Genomic DNA, 16197 nt, shown 5'->3' with positions numbered 1-16197 from the left:
CTTCTGTTCTGATAAAAAATGCATGAATTTTGTTATCTAAACCTTGCAAAGCCAGAACCAAATTGAATATTAAAAGTGACAACTTGTGGTATCGCTCCGCTCTATTTTGAACATAAAAACAAATGTTTCAAAAATTAGACCCCCACTAACCGATTCAACCATTCTCTACAAAGCCCCCTCTTATCCGAAAAAACCGAGTATTTCAATATTCATTCCATTTTTTTTATTCTACCTTTTCACTTGCCCCCCTTCTTTGCCTTCATCTCCATGAAAGTCCCTTTCCTTAAAAAGCAGGCCCACCCATACACAAAGAATCTGTTTCGGCTGTGTATGGGTGGGCCTTAAAGCATCCTGATATTATAAGGGAAATACATAGGGCCTATTATGATGCCGGATCAGATGTTGCAACAGCCAATACATTTGGTGCATCCGCCATAAAATTAAAAAAAATGGGTGTCACTCAAAGTGTGGAAAATGTGAATCGAACCGGGGTTCAGATTGCAAGATCCGTATGTGGTAAATATGAAATCACTGGTTGATGCCGGTGCCAATGCTGTTGGTGCCAATTGCTCAATGGGAAGCAGAACAATGATTGATTTGGCCCGGGAGATTAAATGCAGTGTTAGTGTACCTGTAATCATTATGCCCAATGCAGGTATGCCAGAAACAACAAAAAATACTGCTGTCTTTTATCCAGAGGATGAATTTTTTTTGCAGATAATATTAAAAAAATCAAAACGCTTGGTGTGAAAATTATAGGCGGTTGTTGTGGAACAACCCCGGAATACATAAAAAAAATCAAAGAAATTATTTAATAAAAGGAATCTCATACTTAAAATGGTTAACGTTGAAATAGATAGTGGTATTTGTGGATTTACAACCATGGTTCATGTTTAGTCGCCATCCAGCATTCTGCCCAGACCTCCCAAAAGAGAGCCTTCTCCTTTGTTGGCACCACCTGCTGACGGTGCATGCTGGATAATTCTGTCTGCCAACCTTGAAAAAGGGAGGCTTTGGAGATAAACCGAACCGTGACCGCTCAGAGTTGCCAGGAATAGACCCTCTCCGCCAAAAAACATGGATTTCAGGTTTCCGGCCCTCTGGATATCGTAATCAACACCCGGGCTGAATCCCACAATGCAACCTGTGTCCACCCGGATGGTTTCTCCATGTAATTGCTTTTCTACAATGGTACCGCCGGCATGAACAAAGGCCAACCCATCCCCTAAAAGACGCTGGAGAATGAATCCTTCACCCCCGAAAAAACCGGTGCCAATTTTTTTACTGAATGCAATAGTCACCTCGGTTCCCAGTGCTGCACACAAAAACGCATCTTTCTGGCAGATCAACTCCCCACCGATTTTTGCCATATCAACAGGAAGGATTTTTCCAGGATATGGGGCGCTGAAGGCCACTTTTTTTTTGCCTTGTGCCTGGTTTGTAAAATGCGTCATGAATAAAGACTCCCCCGTAATCGCGCGTTTGCCGGCATCGAATAATTTGCCCATAAGTCCTTTGTCCGGTTGAGAGCCGTCCCCCATTTTGGCTTCAAAAGAGATACCGTCTTCCATCCAGTTCATGGCGCCCGCCTCTGCTATAACGGTTTCACCCCGATCAAGTTCGACTTCTACTGTCTGCATATCATCCCCAAATATTTGATAATCAACTTCATGGCATTTCATAAACACCTCCTTAAAATTAAGGTTTTAATTAATTCAAAGAAACTTCAAAACATCTTGTAACATAATGTTTTGTTATACTAAATAGGTCCAATTTAATCTGCGGCGGCCCGGTCCTTCGGGTCCGATGAAGTTACATGTTCGGCCTTTCTTTGATCAAAGATATCAGCTTCAAGACCCATGGCTTTGGCACGTTTCATCCATTGTTTCCGCGCCAGAGCACGCATGTCTTCAACATCGTCTGTTTCATCCATAATTTCCATGCCTATAAGCGTCTCGATTAAATCTTCTAAGGTCACCAGTCCGTCAGTCCCTCCATGTTCATTGATGACTATGGCGATGTGCTGGCGATCCTTAAGAAAGCGCTCCAACAATGCTGTCAACGATACTGAATTCGGAACAGCAAGTATGTCTCGTTTCAATGCCTTGAGTTTTTCATCCCCTCGCTTCTGCGCCGCATTGATGAAAATATCCTCTTTAAGAACAAAACCGGTTATGTCATCCGTATGCTTCCCGTAGATCGGCAGACGTGAAAATGGGGTTCTGGTTGCGTATTTCATTGAATCCATAATTTTCATATCCTCGGGTAATGCTGAGATTACAACACGGGGCGTCATGATATCGGACACTTTTAGCGACTCGAATCGGAATATGTTCCGAATAATCCTTGATTCTTTATCGTGAATATGCCCGGCTTCTGCACCGACCTGAGCCATGGCGATGAATTCGGCTCTACTGAACGTGTGTATGTCCTTTCCGTGCGAGATAAACCTTGTCACTTTATCGGAAACCCATACGATTGGATAAAGAACCACTATCAGGGTGTTCACAAAAAATGACATTGGGCCTACAAGTTTTGACCAGTAGACAGCACCTATGGTTTTAGGAACGATTTCGGAAAAGAAAAGGATCAAAAACGTCATGACAGCCGAAAATAGACCAAACCAGGCACTTCCAAATACAATCGTCGCTTTGGCCCCGGCACCGATTGCGCCAACCGTATGCGCAATCGTGTTGAGTGTCAAAATGGCTGCAAGGGATCGGTCCACATTATCTTGTTTCAGTCGTTTCAAAAGCGCTGCATGCTTAGGTCGCTTTTCTTTCTGCCCTTCGATATATGAAGGCGTGATGCTTAAAAGTACCGATTCAGCCACTGAACAGAGAAATGAAAAGACCAATGCCATCAACACATAAATTATCAGTAGCAGGACATCAGCGCTGAAATTTTCAATGTCTCTTTCGAGTGAACCTTCTACGCCAATGGCCTGAGTCGAGATAGCCAATACCACTAACAATAAAAGGGCTAAAATCCAAGTTGACTTTTTTAGTGACAATCTCATAAGCGTTGTGTGTTTCCATTTCAAAAAACTTTTTCCTTAAAAAAATTGCGTGTCAATTAAAAAATAAAGAAATTTTGTATCTTTATTCCCAAAGAGATCTGTGATCATAGAGGATAATCAAAATAAAAATTTTCTACAATCCTTAACGTACCTTTTCTCGGGGTTAGGCAAAAATACCCAATTATCTTAAATACTCAACTTTCGGAGTTAGCCATTTTTACATGGGGTCAGGCTTTCTTTATGGCACTTTTTACCCGTCTGGATATGAAATAGTGATAAAAAGTACAATAAAAAAAGCCTGACCCCGTCGATTAAAGCTAAAGTCCGAAAGTTGAGTTAATTATATAGCGAAGTTTTTAATTATACAAAACCTGTTTATCTTGAAATTTTAAAAATCATCTTGCTTAAATAGACATTATATCTTAAAAATTTCAAATTGCCTGGAATTTGAGCAACTTGTTTTATCCCGGCTTTGAGTATCGTATCTGGCAAAGGGCGAAGCACCAATTAACGATGGAGGGATTCACTTGGTTCAAAAAAAAAGTAAAGGACAGGTTGAAGCCGAAATAAGCACGGCCTTGATCGCATTTGAGAAAAAACATATGGGACGTGGTCCAGTAGATGTGAAAAGCCATCTCATTGATGATATGGTGCTAATTCGCCTGAAAGGTGTATTGACACCTGCCGAGCAGCATTTGGCAAAAGATGTTGATGGAATTCAGCTTATCAAGCGAGTACGGGCAAAACTTCTGGAAAATTCCAGCAAAATGCTAGAGGATGTAATCAAAAAAATTACCGGTGTCAGTATTGTCAGTTTCCATACAGATATCAGCACCAAAGAGGGAGAGCGAGTTATTATCATAACATTTGAGCAGAATGTAGAAAAAAAATTTTCTTTTTAATGGAAAATTTACAAATTTAAAGCCTTATGGGGACGTTACAGGAGGATGCCGAAACAAAATAGGACTGCAATTATGGTTCAAGGCTCAAAATCAACCTTGAACCATAATTTATTGATGATTTTACTCTTGGGGCTTACCCAATACACTTGCAAACATGTCATCATTCCATATCATGGAATCAGCAACGTTCTGACGGAACTGGATAAAATCAATTGTATCCTGACCCGTAATTTTCTTGGTATTGAATGCGCCAAATCCAAGGAATGCTTCGCCGGACATGTTGGCTGCGAGCCAATGTCTGTGATCATTTTTCATTGTATCCCAGAAAAATTTCTTTTTCTGACGGATACCGTCAATGGATTTAATCAGGCAGCCCGGGAACAGGTTGGCGAACTTCCAGATAATCGCATTCACTTCTTTGTCAAGCAGTTCAAAATCTGCATTGGCCTGGTGCTGTTTCAGGATGGCACGGCCGTCTTTGAGAGCCTGTCCGGATTTAGAATCGCCGTAAACAATCTCACCGTCCTGAACATAGGTGTCCGTGATGACGGTGGGATTTCTAACCCATTCGCCATCAATTTTCAGAACCGGAACAACCTTGGAGATCATGCCTTTTGCTTTCATTTTATAGGCAGACCACATCTCGCAGGAGATACAGTTGTACATGGCATCTTCTGCACTCAGGTACCAGGGAAGGAAATCTGAGGAACCGCCGGCAGGGGCGGAACCATGTTTGGGTCCAGCCTGACCAAAAATGGCAAGGTCCGAAGAAACAGCAAGGTCACATGCCAGACCAATTTCCTGGCCACCGGCAACTCTCATGCCGTTCACCCGGGAGATAACCGGTTTTTTGCAGGCCAGGATGGAATCCACCATGTGGTTGAACAGCTCCATGTACTGACCATATTCATCACATCTTTTTGAATAAAATTCTGAATATTCTTTGGTATTGCCACCGGTGCAGAACGCATAGGGACCTGTACCAGTAAAAACGACAGCCACAACACTTCTGTCAAGAGATGCATTTTCAAATCCGGCAATAACGCCTTTTACCATGTCTGTGGTGTAAGAGTTGAACTGTCTTGGGTTGTTCAACGTAATCCATGCCACAAACAATTTGTCCGTAACATTTCCCTGGGGATCTGTTAACGGTCTTTTCTCATACACGACGCAGGGGGCTTCTGTTCCCCAATGGGGGTTTCTATGTAACGTGTGATCTTTTACTTCGTTTTCTCTTGGCATCCACTCAAGACTCATTTTAAATCTCCTTTAATCTTTTTCTATACATTCCATTCTCAATAAAAATATCTTCATTTATATCAACGCTGTTTATGCAAAAAAATAGGTCAACAATGAAACTCATTGCTGACCTATTTGAGACTGATCTTTTTAGCGAAAAAAAATCCTTCCCTCATCTGTCTGACTAAAATAAAATAAGAGATCTCTTATTTTATGTCAATTCTTTTTTTCAAAAACCCAAAAATATGCTCCCACTGGATATTTTCGACTCTATTGTTTCGTCAAAATTATGACAATAAAAATAATTTTAGGTTCAAATACCTGACATCCTGGTTAATGCAATACATAAATTTAAAAATAAAAAGCATGAAACCCCCGGACTTTTTTTTGACAAACTATTATCAAAACCGGCATTTAAGAGCATCAGGGTAATGGTATACCGGAACGATCGCTGTTTAAGAAGGCCAGGAATCATGGGGCAAATTCTTGCAATTCAAAGAAGTCCGTCCATGTTTCGAAAAAGGCATTAGTACATTTTGGCATACAAATTGCTTTTCTTGATATCAAGTTTAAAGCATTATCAGGGAGGAAATATGTCAGACTCAAGAATTTTTGGACCAACATCACAGATGATCGGAAAAGCACTTGATATTTCTGCCAGGCGACACAAGCTTATTGCCGGCAATATAGCTAATATGGATACCATTGGTTATAAACCGAAAGATCTCGATTTTAATCGAACGCTTAAACGGGTGATGAATGAAAAAGAACCTGATTACCTTGATAAAACGCATTCTAAACATTTGTCGCCAAATGGTGGGGATTCATTTTCCATGAATGAAGAAAATACTGAAGAAGTTGATATTTATCACCTTGATTCCGTGAATATTGACAGGGAGATGATGAATCTCATGGAAAATAATATCAAATACAGGACAACCGTAGAATTGAAATTGAGAAAGTCAGCAATAACTAGCTATGCGATTGATGAAGGCGGAAAATAATTTTTCAACTCCCTAAAGGAGCCATATAGGTTGAGCAGGGCCTCTATTCCAGCCAAATCAAACTTGTGGGTTAATTTTTTTTACCGATACCGAGGTCTTCTCCATCTTGGTTTTCCGCCATGGCACCTCCCCTGCTGCAAGGTTTGAGTCTTTTGTCATCGGTTGGACTTTCACCGACTGGTTTATTCTTTAATCGCCTGACCTCTTGAAACAAAAGAAATTCCCTGCTGACTTTGTGTGCTTATCATAATCGCTTCGATAAGCGGGGTATTTACCAGCGCATCAGATTTCCACCGAACAATGAATTTGGCCCCGGACCCGCCGGTATTATCTTTGGCTTTAACGATATACCGGATTGTTGCAAATTTTTTCAAGGTGATTGGCGTTTGTATGTATCTTCTAATCAGATCGCCGTTTGAGTTAAAATAATCAATTGATTGGAGGGAAATATCTTTTTCAAGGTTTGTGTTCCGGATGCTCAGTGTTGCCGTAAGATTAAACGGTTTTTCCTTGTTACCATGATAAATATGTGAATACACAGGCACATAAACACTTTGTCCGCGTGATAAAATACTGCTCGACGCAGCCTCTCCCGAAACAGATAGGACACTAAAAAAGGCGACAATCATTATGGAAATTACCCATTGCGGTATTCTTTTATTGTTCATCAGTCTGTCCTCTCCTTTTTTCTTTTATAGAAAAATTTTAATCTGGATCAATATCAATGACTCAATAATCTTGACTCTTGTTCTCTATCTTCTTTAGTTTTGAATTCAGGGTTTTTCTGTCAATTCCCATAATTTTCGCCGCCTGTGTTTTATTTCCCTTGGTTATCGTGAGTATATTCAAGACATGATCTGCCACAACATCGTTAAGTTTTTGTTTTCCTGCCTGCCTGATTGATATATTAAACCGCATGGACTCGGGAAGATCAGTGGTTTTAACCTGATGGCCGTCCAACATAACAACAAGGCGCTGAATCAGATTTTCAAGTTCTCTTACATTGCCGGGCCAGGAATAACGTTTTAATGCATTAATTACGTTGTCGGAAAATACTGGTAAGCGGCAATTCATTTCATTTGAAAATTTATGCGCAAAGTAATTTATTAAAGAAAGGATATCGTCCGAGCGTTCATTTAAAGCCGGCACAACAATGTCAATCACATTCAGCCTGTAAAAAAGATCCTCCCTGAACAGTCCCTTGCCAACCAGACCGGGAAGATCTTTGTGCGTGGCTGCGACAATTCTGGTATTCACATGTTGAATCTGGGGCGACCCAACCGGCCGAATTTCCTTGTTTTGAAGAACCCTTAACAGTTTCCCCTGCATGTTCAGACTGGCATCTCCGATCTCATCAAGAAATATAGTTCCCCCATCGGCAATTTGAAAAAAACCGTCCCGTTTGTCTCTTGCACCTGTAAATGCACCTTTCACATGGCCGAAAAGTTCACTTTCCAGTAAGGTATCCGGGATCGCTGTACAATTGACCGGAACAAAAGGTTTCCTGCGGCGTTCGCTGTTATAATGGATGGCGCGTGCAACGATCTCCTTTCCGGTTCCACTATCACCTGAGATCAAAACCGTGGCATTGGTGCCCGATGCTTTTTCAATTCGATGAAACACATGCTTCATTTTTGCAGACTCACCAATAATGCCGTATGTTTTTGCCGGCTTGGCAGTAGATTCAACAAATCTGCGGTTATTGAGCTTTTCCACCATCCGTTGGACTGCCAGCAGCAATTCATCATCAGTAAAGGGTTTGACCAAATAATCATCCGCGCCGTCTTTGATCGCCTGGACCGCATCTTCAATATCCGGATAACCGGTTATCATGATGATTTCGATATCATAGAAATTATCCCGGATATGCCGAATAAGTTCCAGGCCGTTTTGTTTGGGCATCTTAAAATCCGTGATAACGATATCAATGGTACTTTCCATTAGAAATCTCACAGCATCCCGGACACTGCTGCAGGTGTATGCATCATACCCGTTTGCATTCAGGTTTCGCTGAATCACTTCAAGTGTCTGAATGGAATCATCGACAATCAAAACTTTATAGTTTTTTTTTGATCGGGTGTCAGGCATTGTTTTCTCCTTTTCCCGGCCCTGCCGGAAACGCTACATGGAAACGGGATCCTTTTCCCAATGTACTGTGCGCTGTGATAACCCCGTTGTGAGATTTAATAATACCATGAACTACGGATAGTCCAAGACCGGTCCCCTGGTCAACATCTTTGGTTGTAAAAAACGGCATAAAGCAGTGCTCAAGTGTTTCTGGGGACATACCTGTTCCGGTATCCCTGATGATCATTGCGATCCTGTCTTTTGGTTCTGCCAGGGTTTGCAGGATGATCTCCCCGCCTTTTTCAGGCATTGCCTGTGCCGCGTTTACCACAAGATTAACAACGACCTGACGGAGTTGGGAAAAATCTCCCTTCATCTCCGGCAAATTTTCATCAAATTCGCATTGGACGTCTATCTTTTCCTGCCTGCACAGTGGTTCGGTAAAGTACAGACTTTCCTTGATCACTTTATTCAAATCAATATTTTCATGACCCGGTGGTAGCTGGCGGCTGAACAGCATGACCTTCTTGATGATTTCCCTTGCATGCAAAGAGAGCCGGATAATATTGTCCAGGTCCTGATAGACCTGTTCGGGTAAATCCTGCTGTTTGGATGATAATTGTGCATATCCCAGAATATTGTTCAGGGGGCCATTCAGCTCATGGGCGACCCCGGCAGCCAGCTGACCCACCGTGACCAGCCGGTCTGCATGCTGAAGCTGCTGCTCAAGTTCTATGTGTCTGGTAACGTCTATTCCCACACCCAGAATATGGGCTGTGGTATCACAAGATTTGGCAACCTTCAGAAAATTCCATTCTACGAACAACTCGTTATTATAAGATGTTAAAATTTTGGGCGTTTGATTTGCCCCGCCCCGTTGAAAAACCGCATCTTCAAAACAATTTTTAGAAAATTTTCCTTTTTTTTCAGGAACAAATATTTCAACCCAGCTTTTCCCGATAAGGGATTTTCCGGTTTTCGGAGAAATTTTATCCAGATAGGAGTGAAATTCAAGAATATTCCCTGATTTATCCAATGAAACAACGCAGGCAAATGTCATTTGTATGACTGCATCATGAAAATTTTCTATTTTTTTGAAAAGCATTTTAACACTCTCTATATGTTTTACGTTACCTGTTATTGCAAATCTCTTTGAAAACATCTGTCAGCCGTAAAATTCCCACAATATCTCCATTTCGGGTCACCAAAAGAGACTGATGGTGTCCCATGATGAGTTGGTGAATCGCTTCACCTAAATTCGCATCTTCTTTAACAAACTCTCCGACCGAAGGTGTTTGCATAATATTTTTAACTTTTTGAACCTGTGCTTTTTTACAGATATCACTGATGGGTTCATACCACAATTCGTATTGTTCCAGAATATCTTTCATAAACTTTGGGCTGAAACCAAAATGTGATGTTCCGGCGTTCGGAAATGTCTTATCTTCAGTAAATAATTCATATTTAGGTTCCAATGACCGGATAACGTCAAGCTGGCTGAGCTTGCCGATCACTTTTCCACTTTTTTTCTCGCAAACCAAAATTGCCCGATGGCGGTATCTGCTTTTGTCAAATTCCGCTTGTGCCGATTCCAGGGCGTCCAAAGCATCCGAGAGCATGGCATCATCGGTTACTGTTGCATATTCCGAAAGGGGAACCATTAAATCTTTCACTAGGATGGATTTCATTTGTGTCTCCTTGAGTTTAATCGCAGTTGAGTTTTATAAATCCCCACTTTTTCTTAATAGAAGACGGACTTCCGCCTGCCGAATGCGCTCCTCGTGCTCATCTTTTCGTTTTCTGGCATTCTCAAGTTTTATTCTAATGTCTTCAAAATCAGCCGGTTTCATCAGGTAGTCAAACGCCCCTGATTTCATACCTTCCACAGCCGTTTCCGTGGATCCGTGCCCTGTCAGTAAAATAACTTCAACAAGGGGATATAATGTCTTTATCTGTTTCAGGGTATCAATACCGTCCATACCCGGCATCCGGATATCCAGGATGACCACATCAATCCTCACCTTTTCCAGGATCTCCAATGCCTGTTTCCCGCTGAAAGCCGTGGATACTTTTTCTCCCTGGCCTTTCAGCCGCAATGAAAACATTTCCACAAAATCTTTTTCATCATCTACGATTAAAACTTTCGCCGGTATTTTTATCATTTGATTTGCCCCCTTTCCATTTTATCTGTCCCGTCACTGATTTTGGTGTATTTAGGAAACCTGATAGTAAAACAAGTTCCTTTTCCAACCTCACTTTTTACATGAATTTCTCCATTCAGAGCGGAAATAATCTTATGAACCACGAATAGACCTAACCCGGTTCCTTTATCAAAAGATTTGGTTGTAAAAAACGGATCAAAGATTTTACCCAAATTTTCCTTGGGAATTCCAATACCGTTATCCCTAATCTCGAGAAGGACATCACTATCAATCATATAACCGGACAGGGTGATTGAACCGTTTTCTTGTGTTGCATGAATGGCATTGCTCAACAGATTCATACATACCTGTCTGATTTTATACGGATCACTCCAGATGGTCATTTTTTCCGGATCCATTTCCCATTGTACACTAATATTTTTATCGTCCAGTTCATTTTGTAAAAGACTCAGGGTTTCAAAAAGCAGTGCTTTCACGTTACATTCACCGATCTGGGACGACTGCTGTTTGACATGTCCAAGGAGCTGTAATGTTATTTTTCGGGCCCTTTTGATGCTTTTTTCAATTTTCTCAATCCCGGTTAACAGGGCTTGTTTTTGAGGAAAAGCCGCCATTTCAGGGGATTGGACCACCTGTTTCATAAATCCGGCAGACTCATTAATGATGGCCAGGGGATTGTTGATCTCATGGGCAATCCCGGTGGACATCGTTCCCAGAGAGGCAAGCCGTTCCGTATTTATCATCTTTTTTTCCAGATTCAAGCGGTATTCCTGTTCTTTTTGCTTTTCTGTTTCAAACCGGAGCATATCCGCTGCCTGCCGGATTTTATTTACCAGATGATCAATCTCAACAGGTTTGGTTAAATAGTCAAAAGCACCAGCCTTTATTCCTTCAATGCCGTCGCTCACTGCTGCATTGCCTGTCAAAAGAATTACCTGAATCTTTTTAACATATACTTTTTTAATGGCTTTTAATGTCTCGATTCCGTCCATTCCCGGCATTTTTACGTCAAGAACGACCACATCAACCGGTTCTTTTTCAAGTATTTCCATACACGCCTTGCCATTGGGCGACTCTATGACTGCCATCTGACGTTTACCGAGACGCTTGGCGATTGTCCGACGGAACCCAGTCTCATCGTCAACCAGAAGAACGAGGATTTTTTCGTCCGTCTTGTTTTCCATCTCGTGTTCTTTATCTGTCATTCTTTTCACTTGCCCCTTAGATTAATCCCAGGATTTTCCACCACACGGCTGCTACGACCACAAGAAGTGTTAGCAGGAGCGGTGTGGCCACCAGGCCCACCTTTGTCAAATCAGATGATTTAAAATACCGGTAACTGTATGCAATGGCATTTGGCGGACAGCCAATGACCAGCAGCAGTGCAAAGGAGGTGGCCATCCCAAGGCATAGTGCCAACACTGTCGGGTCCACGCCTTCAAGCTGGGCCATTGGGATGACAATGGGTAAAATAAGCGCTGCAGCAGCCACATTGGCCATGGCATTGGTGACCAGGGCACCAAAGACGCCGACTCCGATGAAAAGCACCAGCCAGCCTTTCCCCTGGATCAACGGGAAGAACAGGTGGGCCAAATAATCGGCCGCACCGGAATAGCCCATGGCAAGCCCAAGGGAGATACCACCACCAAAAATAAACAATGCCGTTCCCCATTCCATGTTGTCATTAATATCTCTCCATTTGAGCACTTTAAACACCACCAGGACGGCAACCCCAAGCATCCCTGTCACCGAATAGTCTATGCCGTGCAGACCTTTGGTCAGCCACAGGCCAAAGGAAGAAACAATAATAATCAACGTCTTTTTTTCCAGTTTTGTCATGGGGCCCAGGTCTTCATCAAAATCCGGCAGTTTAAATTCCGGGTCTGGTCTGTAAACCATATATACGATAAAAACTGCCGCCGGAACCGTCACAATGGCTGCCGGCATCGCATACAATATCCAGTCAAAAAACGTGATTTCAATGCCTGTAAATTCTTTTAAAAATGCTGCGGAAACCATATTCCGGCCACCACCCACAAGCGATCCCATGCCGCCGGCAGAGCAGGCAAAAGGCAAAGAAAGCATCATGAACTTGGCTGTATTGGTATACGGTTCAATCCCAACCGACCGCATCAACGGCAGCATGGTTACAATCCCCACTGCACAGGCAGCCGCATCATGCATCACCGACGAGGCAAGCCCAAGGCCGATGGCAATGATAAATGTAAACCGGGTGACGCTGTTTCCTGCCTTTTTAATAATGTAATATCCCAGGCGTTTGGTTAAACCGGCTTTGTCCAGGGCAATGGCGAAAATAAGGCAGCACATGATAAAAATGACCACCGGATGCATATACGGGGCCCATGCCGTTTTCACATCTACAATCTGAAAAATGACCAGAAACACACCGATACAAACAGCGGTAATTTCCAGTGGTATGGGCTCAATCACAAACAATATGACAAGAAACGCAAGGATGGCAAGAAACCTTTTTGCTTTTGGTGAAAGCCCGTCTATATAGTCGACTTTAACCTCTTTTAACCCCATGTCTTTTACCTTCTGATTCAGGAAGTCTGCAGACGCCTCAGGTGCCCCGGGGTTTTTAGCCTTCACAACGTAGGAAACAGTCTTTTTCTCTTTTTGGGGAACCACATCAAAATGCGTACTCAAATTCTGCAACAACATCATGTCCTGATCATTGGTTATCCTGAACTGAGTTCCTTCAGGTCTGGGCAGTATAAAAACCAAGATACCAACAACAAAAGCAATGCACAGTTTAAATTCATTTGTTTTATAAAACATCTTAACTCCTTAACAGATCACATCTAATCCAGCGGCTCAATTAATCCACAGGGTAAAAAGATTGTATTTGTCTTGATTTTTCAATACAGGCCTGTTCGATTTTATCGATCAATTCCACCAGCTCGCAGGGTTTGGTCAGATAGTCAAAAGCACCGTAAGAAATTCCTTCTTTGGCCGCTGTCTGGGATCCATGCCCGGTTAGAATAATGACCGGCAGTTCCGGGGCCATCTTTTTTATTATTTTCAGCACTTCGATGCCATCCAGTTCTTCCATTTTCAGATCCAGGACCACGACATCAAAATCCTTTTTCCTCAAAATCCGGAGCGCCTGTGGACCGGAAAACGCTTTTGTGGCATTGACAAACCGTCTGGAGAGCCTGTTTGCAAGGACATTTAAATACCCTTTTTCATCATCAATGAGCAAAACACTGATGGTATTCTTATCTTCTGGCTGTTTTTTCATGGTATTCCTCTTTAAATCTTACACCCGCCGATCCGTAATTTCCTTAATCCGGGCTTCCATAATTTTTTCTTCATGCAGTCTTTTCCTGTCTGCCGCATTCATGGCTTTAGTTAGCAACAGTTCAATGTCGCAGGGCTTCATGAGATAATCGAAGGCCCCTAGTTTCATACCGTCAATTGCAGTTTCCACCGTGGCATGACCTGTCAGCATGATCACTTCCACCAGGGGGAACGTTTTTTTAATCTTGATCAGGGTTTGGATGCCGTCCATTTGCGGCATCTTTACATCAAGAATTACCACTTCAATGCTTTTATTCTTCTCAAGCTCGGAAAGTGCGTCATTCCCGCTGTAAACGGCCGTAACATCCATTCCTCTTTTTTTAAGACGTTTACTGATCGTATCCAAAAATGCCTTTTCATCATCTACCAGCAATACTTTGATTTTGTGCATAATTAATCTCCCTTTTTTTATGATTCAATGATAAGGTCTTCTCCATTAATTTCTGTATCTTCCTGGAATGGTATCCAGATTCTAAACTTTGTTCCGACGCCCACATGGCTGTAGACTTCTATCTTTCCGCTCATTCTCTGAATAATACCGTAGCAGATTGAAAGCCCGAGACCGGTTCCCTGTCCAACGGGTTTTGTCGTAAAAAACGGGTCAAATATCCGGTGCAGGTTATCCTTGGGTATGCCGGGACCATTATCCTCGATTGCAATAACGATGTGATTTTTTTTAGTGGTGCTGGTTTTGGTTTCAATTGTTATCACCCCGCCGGTTTTTTCCATGGCATCAATGGCGTTATTGATTAAATTGAGGATAACCTGCTGCAGTTCGGAAAGTGATACCTTGATATATGGAATTTTTTCATACAGTTCAGTTTTGATTGTCACATTGTTATATCTGGCCATCTGGGCGGTCAAAGAGACAATCTCCGTGACAGCCGTATTGATCTGTACATCGTTGATTGTTGAATCGGTCTTTCTGGCAAAACTGAGCAGTTTATGCGTAATTTCCTTGCATCGTCTGCCCTGCGTTTGAATCTGACCCAGGGCACGGGTAAATTCCTCGAGATTTTCACATTCCCTTAAATCCTCTTCTTCCAGCAGGTCGCCTATCCAGCCAGCCTCTTCCACCATAATGGCCACCGGATTGTTGATTTCGTGGGCTATGCCGGCTGCCAGTTCGCCAATCGATGCCAGGCGCCCGCTTTCAACAACCTGCCTGTTCATGGCCTCACTTTTTTTATCCGAACTGGACATCAATTTCACAATTTTGCGGGGAAGTGCAACGATTACCCAAAGGATGGCAATACTTCCGATCATAAAAATGGCCAATGCAAGATACTGGGCTTCCCGCATATCATGAAACGCGTCATTGAGGTCCTGCTGAAAAACCATGACCCAGTCAATATTATTGAGCATGGATGTCACGACAATATAATGATTTCCCGAAGCATCCTGTTTTTTTGTAAAAAATGTTTTCTTATTTTTGTAAAGGTTTCGATCAACCATTGATGCAGCTATTGACGGGTCAAATCCAATATCCCTTTTTGTCTGCAGCGTACTGTTTGCATTAATGATAAAGGCGAATCCGGTTTTCCCGATATGGATATTTTCAACAAGAGAATTAAAGGCACCAAAATTGATGGTCGATCGTAAAACATAGTTGGAATCATCCGAATTAATTTTAACCGCAATAATAAAATGCGGGTGCCCTCTCAACCCGGTAAACACATCACTGATATAAAACGGTTTTTCTTTTGCTTCTATAAACCATTTTGCAGTTGAATAGTTGGCATTCTCAAGCTTAAACGGACCTTCATACGCAAACTGGATGCCATTTTCATCGACCAGTCCCACGTCCGTGAATACGTCACCATAGTCACTTTTTAACAACTCAAAATTTTCTTTAAGAAAAATTTTCGGTGCCATTTTTCCACGATCAAAATGATGCGCAAGGTATTTTATATTCCCTACTTTCTCAAACAGAAAAGTGTCGATCTGGTCACTGTGTTTTTGAATCAGCTCTGAAATATGTGCCTGTGTTTTTTTGGTATAGGTGAGATGAAAACGGTAAAACAGAATGCCAGTGGTTAATATCATAGGAAGGAAAGAGACAATCAGTATCAAGGACCTGATTTTTCTCGTCAGTACCTGATAAAATACCGCTCGCTCTTCAGAACCATTTTCCATGTGACTTTTCCTTTATTATCATTTTTCAAGTGCCAATGTCATGTATGTCCTTCTATGCTTCTTTAATAGTGATATAGAGCAACTCGTGTGCCAGCCCTTTGAATCGCCGAATTTCGAACCTGCAAGCGGTCTGAAAAGTGATTGATTTTTAGGGGTTATCAAATTGACGATTGATTCTGATGCGTTTGGGGCCAAGGGCGGCCGTTTGGGGAGTTATTCCCCAAACGGGGAATAACTCCCCAAAAATAAGAGCTTGTCTCCAGAGGTGTCCAAACCCCTGTTCCCGGCTGACGCCGAGAATCATTTCCGTTCCAGTGACCATGGCGGGGAAATCCGATGGTGTT

The 16197-nt window shown here is 42.3% G+C and carries 18 protein-coding genes; 5 read left to right on the top strand and 13 right to left on the bottom strand.

Annotation, left to right across the window (positions count from 1 at the left end; all coding sequences use genetic code 11):
* Positions 1–326 precede the first annotated feature (326 nt).
* Genes Q1Q15_RS25470 through Q1Q15_RS25465 form a run of 3 tightly spaced genes read left to right on the top strand, consistent with a single transcriptional unit; the run spans position 327 to position 815 of the window.
* Positions 327–539 carry a homocysteine S-methyltransferase family protein gene (locus Q1Q15_RS25470; protein ID WP_363320900.1) on the top strand — a complete coding sequence of 71 codons (213 nt, stop codon included), beginning with the start codon at positions 327–329 and terminating at the stop codon, positions 537–539.
* The gene (locus Q1Q15_RS08045) at positions 523–750 is read left to right on the top strand and encodes a homocysteine S-methyltransferase family protein (RefSeq protein WP_300458299.1); all 228 of its coding nucleotides are present in this window, start codon (positions 523–525) and stop codon (positions 748–750) included. Before Q1Q15_RS25470 ends, Q1Q15_RS08045 begins: the two co-directional genes overlap by 17 nt.
* Positions 747–815, top strand: coding sequence for a homocysteine S-methyltransferase family protein (locus Q1Q15_RS25465; RefSeq protein ID WP_363320904.1), 69 nt, complete (start codon positions 747–749; stop codon positions 813–815). The genes Q1Q15_RS08045 and Q1Q15_RS25465 overlap by 4 nt, the downstream gene beginning before the upstream one ends.
* Before the next feature lie 78 nt (positions 816–893).
* Here Q1Q15_RS25465 and Q1Q15_RS08040 read toward each other — a convergent pair whose 3' ends face one another.
* Both Q1Q15_RS08040 and Q1Q15_RS08035 read right to left on the bottom strand, forming a co-directional pair.
* A complete protein-coding gene (locus Q1Q15_RS08040; protein ID WP_300458297.1) occupies positions 894–1682 on the bottom strand; it encodes a TIGR00266 family protein in 789 nt (262 codons plus the stop codon).
* 92 nt (positions 1683–1774) lie between these two features.
* Positions 1775–3019 (bottom strand): hemolysin family protein, encoded by a 1245-nt coding sequence (locus tag Q1Q15_RS08035; protein WP_300458424.1) that lies wholly within the window; start codon positions 3017–3019, stop codon positions 1775–1777.
* A 527-nt stretch (positions 3020–3546) separates the two neighbouring features.
* Between Q1Q15_RS08035 and Q1Q15_RS08030 the strand changes: the two genes are divergently transcribed.
* Positions 3547–3921: a DUF2294 domain-containing protein gene (locus Q1Q15_RS08030; protein WP_300458294.1), complete on the top strand. Its 375-nt coding sequence runs from the start codon at positions 3547–3549 to the stop codon at positions 3919–3921.
* 120 nt (positions 3922–4041) lie between these two features.
* Here Q1Q15_RS08030 and oah read toward each other — a convergent pair whose 3' ends face one another.
* Positions 4042–5178 (bottom strand): 6-oxocyclohex-1-ene-1-carbonyl-CoA hydratase, encoded by a 1137-nt coding sequence (oah, locus tag Q1Q15_RS08025; RefSeq protein WP_300458293.1) that lies wholly within the window; start codon positions 5176–5178, stop codon positions 4042–4044.
* A gap of 575 nt (positions 5179–5753) precedes the next feature.
* On the opposite strand from oah, the gene flgB reads away from it, so the two are divergent.
* A complete protein-coding gene (flgB, locus tag Q1Q15_RS08020) occupies positions 5754–6164 on the top strand; it encodes a flagellar basal body rod protein FlgB (RefSeq protein ID WP_300458291.1) in 411 nt (136 codons plus the stop codon).
* A 182-nt stretch (positions 6165–6346) separates the two neighbouring features.
* On the opposite strand, the gene Q1Q15_RS08015 is transcribed toward flgB, so the two are convergent.
* The 10 genes from Q1Q15_RS08015 to Q1Q15_RS07970 form a co-directional block, all read right to left on the bottom strand.
* Positions 6347–6832 carry a DUF3124 domain-containing protein gene (locus Q1Q15_RS08015; RefSeq protein ID WP_300458288.1) on the bottom strand — a complete coding sequence of 162 codons (486 nt, stop codon included), beginning with the start codon at positions 6830–6832 and terminating at the stop codon, positions 6347–6349.
* A 61-nt stretch (positions 6833–6893) separates the two neighbouring features.
* On the bottom strand, positions 6894–8252 hold the full coding sequence (locus Q1Q15_RS08010) for a sigma-54 dependent transcriptional regulator (RefSeq protein WP_300458286.1): 1359 nt from the start codon (positions 8250–8252) through the stop codon (positions 6894–6896).
* A complete protein-coding gene (locus Q1Q15_RS08005; protein ID WP_300458283.1) occupies positions 8245–9336 on the bottom strand; it encodes an ATP-binding protein in 1092 nt (363 codons plus the stop codon). Before Q1Q15_RS08005 ends, Q1Q15_RS08010 begins: the two co-directional genes overlap by 8 nt.
* Positions 9337–9361: 25 nt before the next feature.
* Complete coding sequence (locus Q1Q15_RS08000) at positions 9362–9919, bottom strand: CBS domain-containing protein (protein ID WP_300458280.1); 558 nt, start codon at positions 9917–9919, stop codon at positions 9362–9364.
* Positions 9920–9952: 33 nt separating this feature from the next.
* Positions 9953–10393, bottom strand: a complete 441-nt coding sequence (locus tag Q1Q15_RS07995; protein WP_300458278.1) for a response regulator — start codon at positions 10391–10393, stop codon at positions 9953–9955.
* Positions 10390–11598, bottom strand: a complete 1209-nt coding sequence (locus Q1Q15_RS07990) for a response regulator (protein WP_300458275.1) — start codon at positions 11596–11598, stop codon at positions 10390–10392. Before Q1Q15_RS07990 ends, Q1Q15_RS07995 begins: the two co-directional genes overlap by 4 nt.
* Before the next feature lie 16 nt (positions 11599–11614).
* A complete protein-coding gene (locus tag Q1Q15_RS07985; RefSeq protein WP_300458272.1) occupies positions 11615–13195 on the bottom strand; it encodes a DASS family sodium-coupled anion symporter in 1581 nt (526 codons plus the stop codon).
* Positions 13196–13235: 40 nt separating this feature from the next.
* Positions 13236–13658: a response regulator gene (locus Q1Q15_RS07980; RefSeq protein ID WP_300458270.1), complete on the bottom strand. Its 423-nt coding sequence runs from the start codon at positions 13656–13658 to the stop codon at positions 13236–13238.
* Positions 13659–13676: 18 nt separating this feature from the next.
* A complete protein-coding gene (locus Q1Q15_RS07975; RefSeq protein ID WP_300458267.1) occupies positions 13677–14108 on the bottom strand; it encodes a response regulator in 432 nt (143 codons plus the stop codon).
* Positions 14109–14125: 17 nt separating this feature from the next.
* Positions 14126–15853, bottom strand: coding sequence for a PAS domain-containing sensor histidine kinase (locus Q1Q15_RS07970; RefSeq protein WP_300458265.1), 1728 nt, complete (start codon positions 15851–15853; stop codon positions 14126–14128).
* Between the last annotated feature and the right edge of the window lie 344 nt (positions 15854–16197).

Source organism: Desulfobacula sp. (genome assembly GCF_030145145.1).
Lineage (GTDB): Bacteria > Desulfobacterota > Desulfobacteria > Desulfobacterales > Desulfobacteraceae > Desulfobacula.
The sequence above is the reverse complement of the archived record's forward strand: the minus strand, read 5'-3'. Positions and strand labels throughout refer to the sequence as shown.

Excerpts from the sequence above, each read along its gene's own strand:
- Q1Q15_RS07970 (WP_300458265.1), bottom strand. The coding sequence starts at position 15,853 with ATGGAAAATGGTTCTGAAGAGCGAGCGGTATTTTATCAGGTACTGACG.
- Q1Q15_RS08015 (WP_300458288.1), bottom strand. The coding sequence starts at position 6,832 with ATGAACAATAAAAGAATACCGCAATGGGTAATTTCCATAATGATTGTC.
- Q1Q15_RS08010 (WP_300458286.1), bottom strand. The coding sequence starts at position 8,252 with ATGCCTGACACCCGATCAAAAAAAAACTATAAAGTTTTGATTGTCGAT.
- Q1Q15_RS08005 (WP_300458283.1), bottom strand. The coding sequence starts at position 9,336 with ATGCTTTTCAAAAAAATAGAAAATTTTCATGATGCAGTCATACAAATG.
- Q1Q15_RS07990 (WP_300458275.1), bottom strand. The coding sequence starts at position 11,598 with ATGACAGATAAAGAACACGAGATGGAAAACAAGACGGACGAAAAAATC.
- flgB (WP_300458291.1), top strand. The coding sequence starts at position 5,754 with ATGTCAGACTCAAGAATTTTTGGACCAACATCACAGATGATCGGAAAA.
- oah (WP_300458293.1), bottom strand. The coding sequence starts at position 5,178 with ATGAGTCTTGAGTGGATGCCAAGAGAAAACGAAGTAAAAGATCACACG.
- Q1Q15_RS07980 (WP_300458270.1), bottom strand. The coding sequence starts at position 13,658 with ATGAAAAAACAGCCAGAAGATAAGAATACCATCAGTGTTTTGCTCATT.
- Q1Q15_RS08000 (WP_300458280.1), bottom strand. The coding sequence starts at position 9,919 with ATGAAATCCATCCTAGTGAAAGATTTAATGGTTCCCCTTTCGGAATAT.
- Q1Q15_RS08040 (WP_300458297.1), bottom strand. The coding sequence starts at position 1,682 with ATGAAATGCCATGAAGTTGATTATCAAATATTTGGGGATGATATGCAG.
- Q1Q15_RS07975 (WP_300458267.1), bottom strand. The coding sequence starts at position 14,108 with ATGCACAAAATCAAAGTATTGCTGGTAGATGATGAAAAGGCATTTTTG.
- Q1Q15_RS07995 (WP_300458278.1), bottom strand. The coding sequence starts at position 10,393 with ATGATAAAAATACCGGCGAAAGTTTTAATCGTAGATGATGAAAAAGAT.
- Q1Q15_RS07985 (WP_300458272.1), bottom strand. The coding sequence starts at position 13,195 with ATGTTTTATAAAACAAATGAATTTAAACTGTGCATTGCTTTTGTTGTT.
- Q1Q15_RS08045 (WP_300458299.1), top strand. The coding sequence starts at position 523 with ATGAAATCACTGGTTGATGCCGGTGCCAATGCTGTTGGTGCCAATTGC.
- Q1Q15_RS08035 (WP_300458424.1), bottom strand. The coding sequence starts at position 3,019 with ATGAGATTGTCACTAAAAAAGTCAACTTGGATTTTAGCCCTTTTATTG.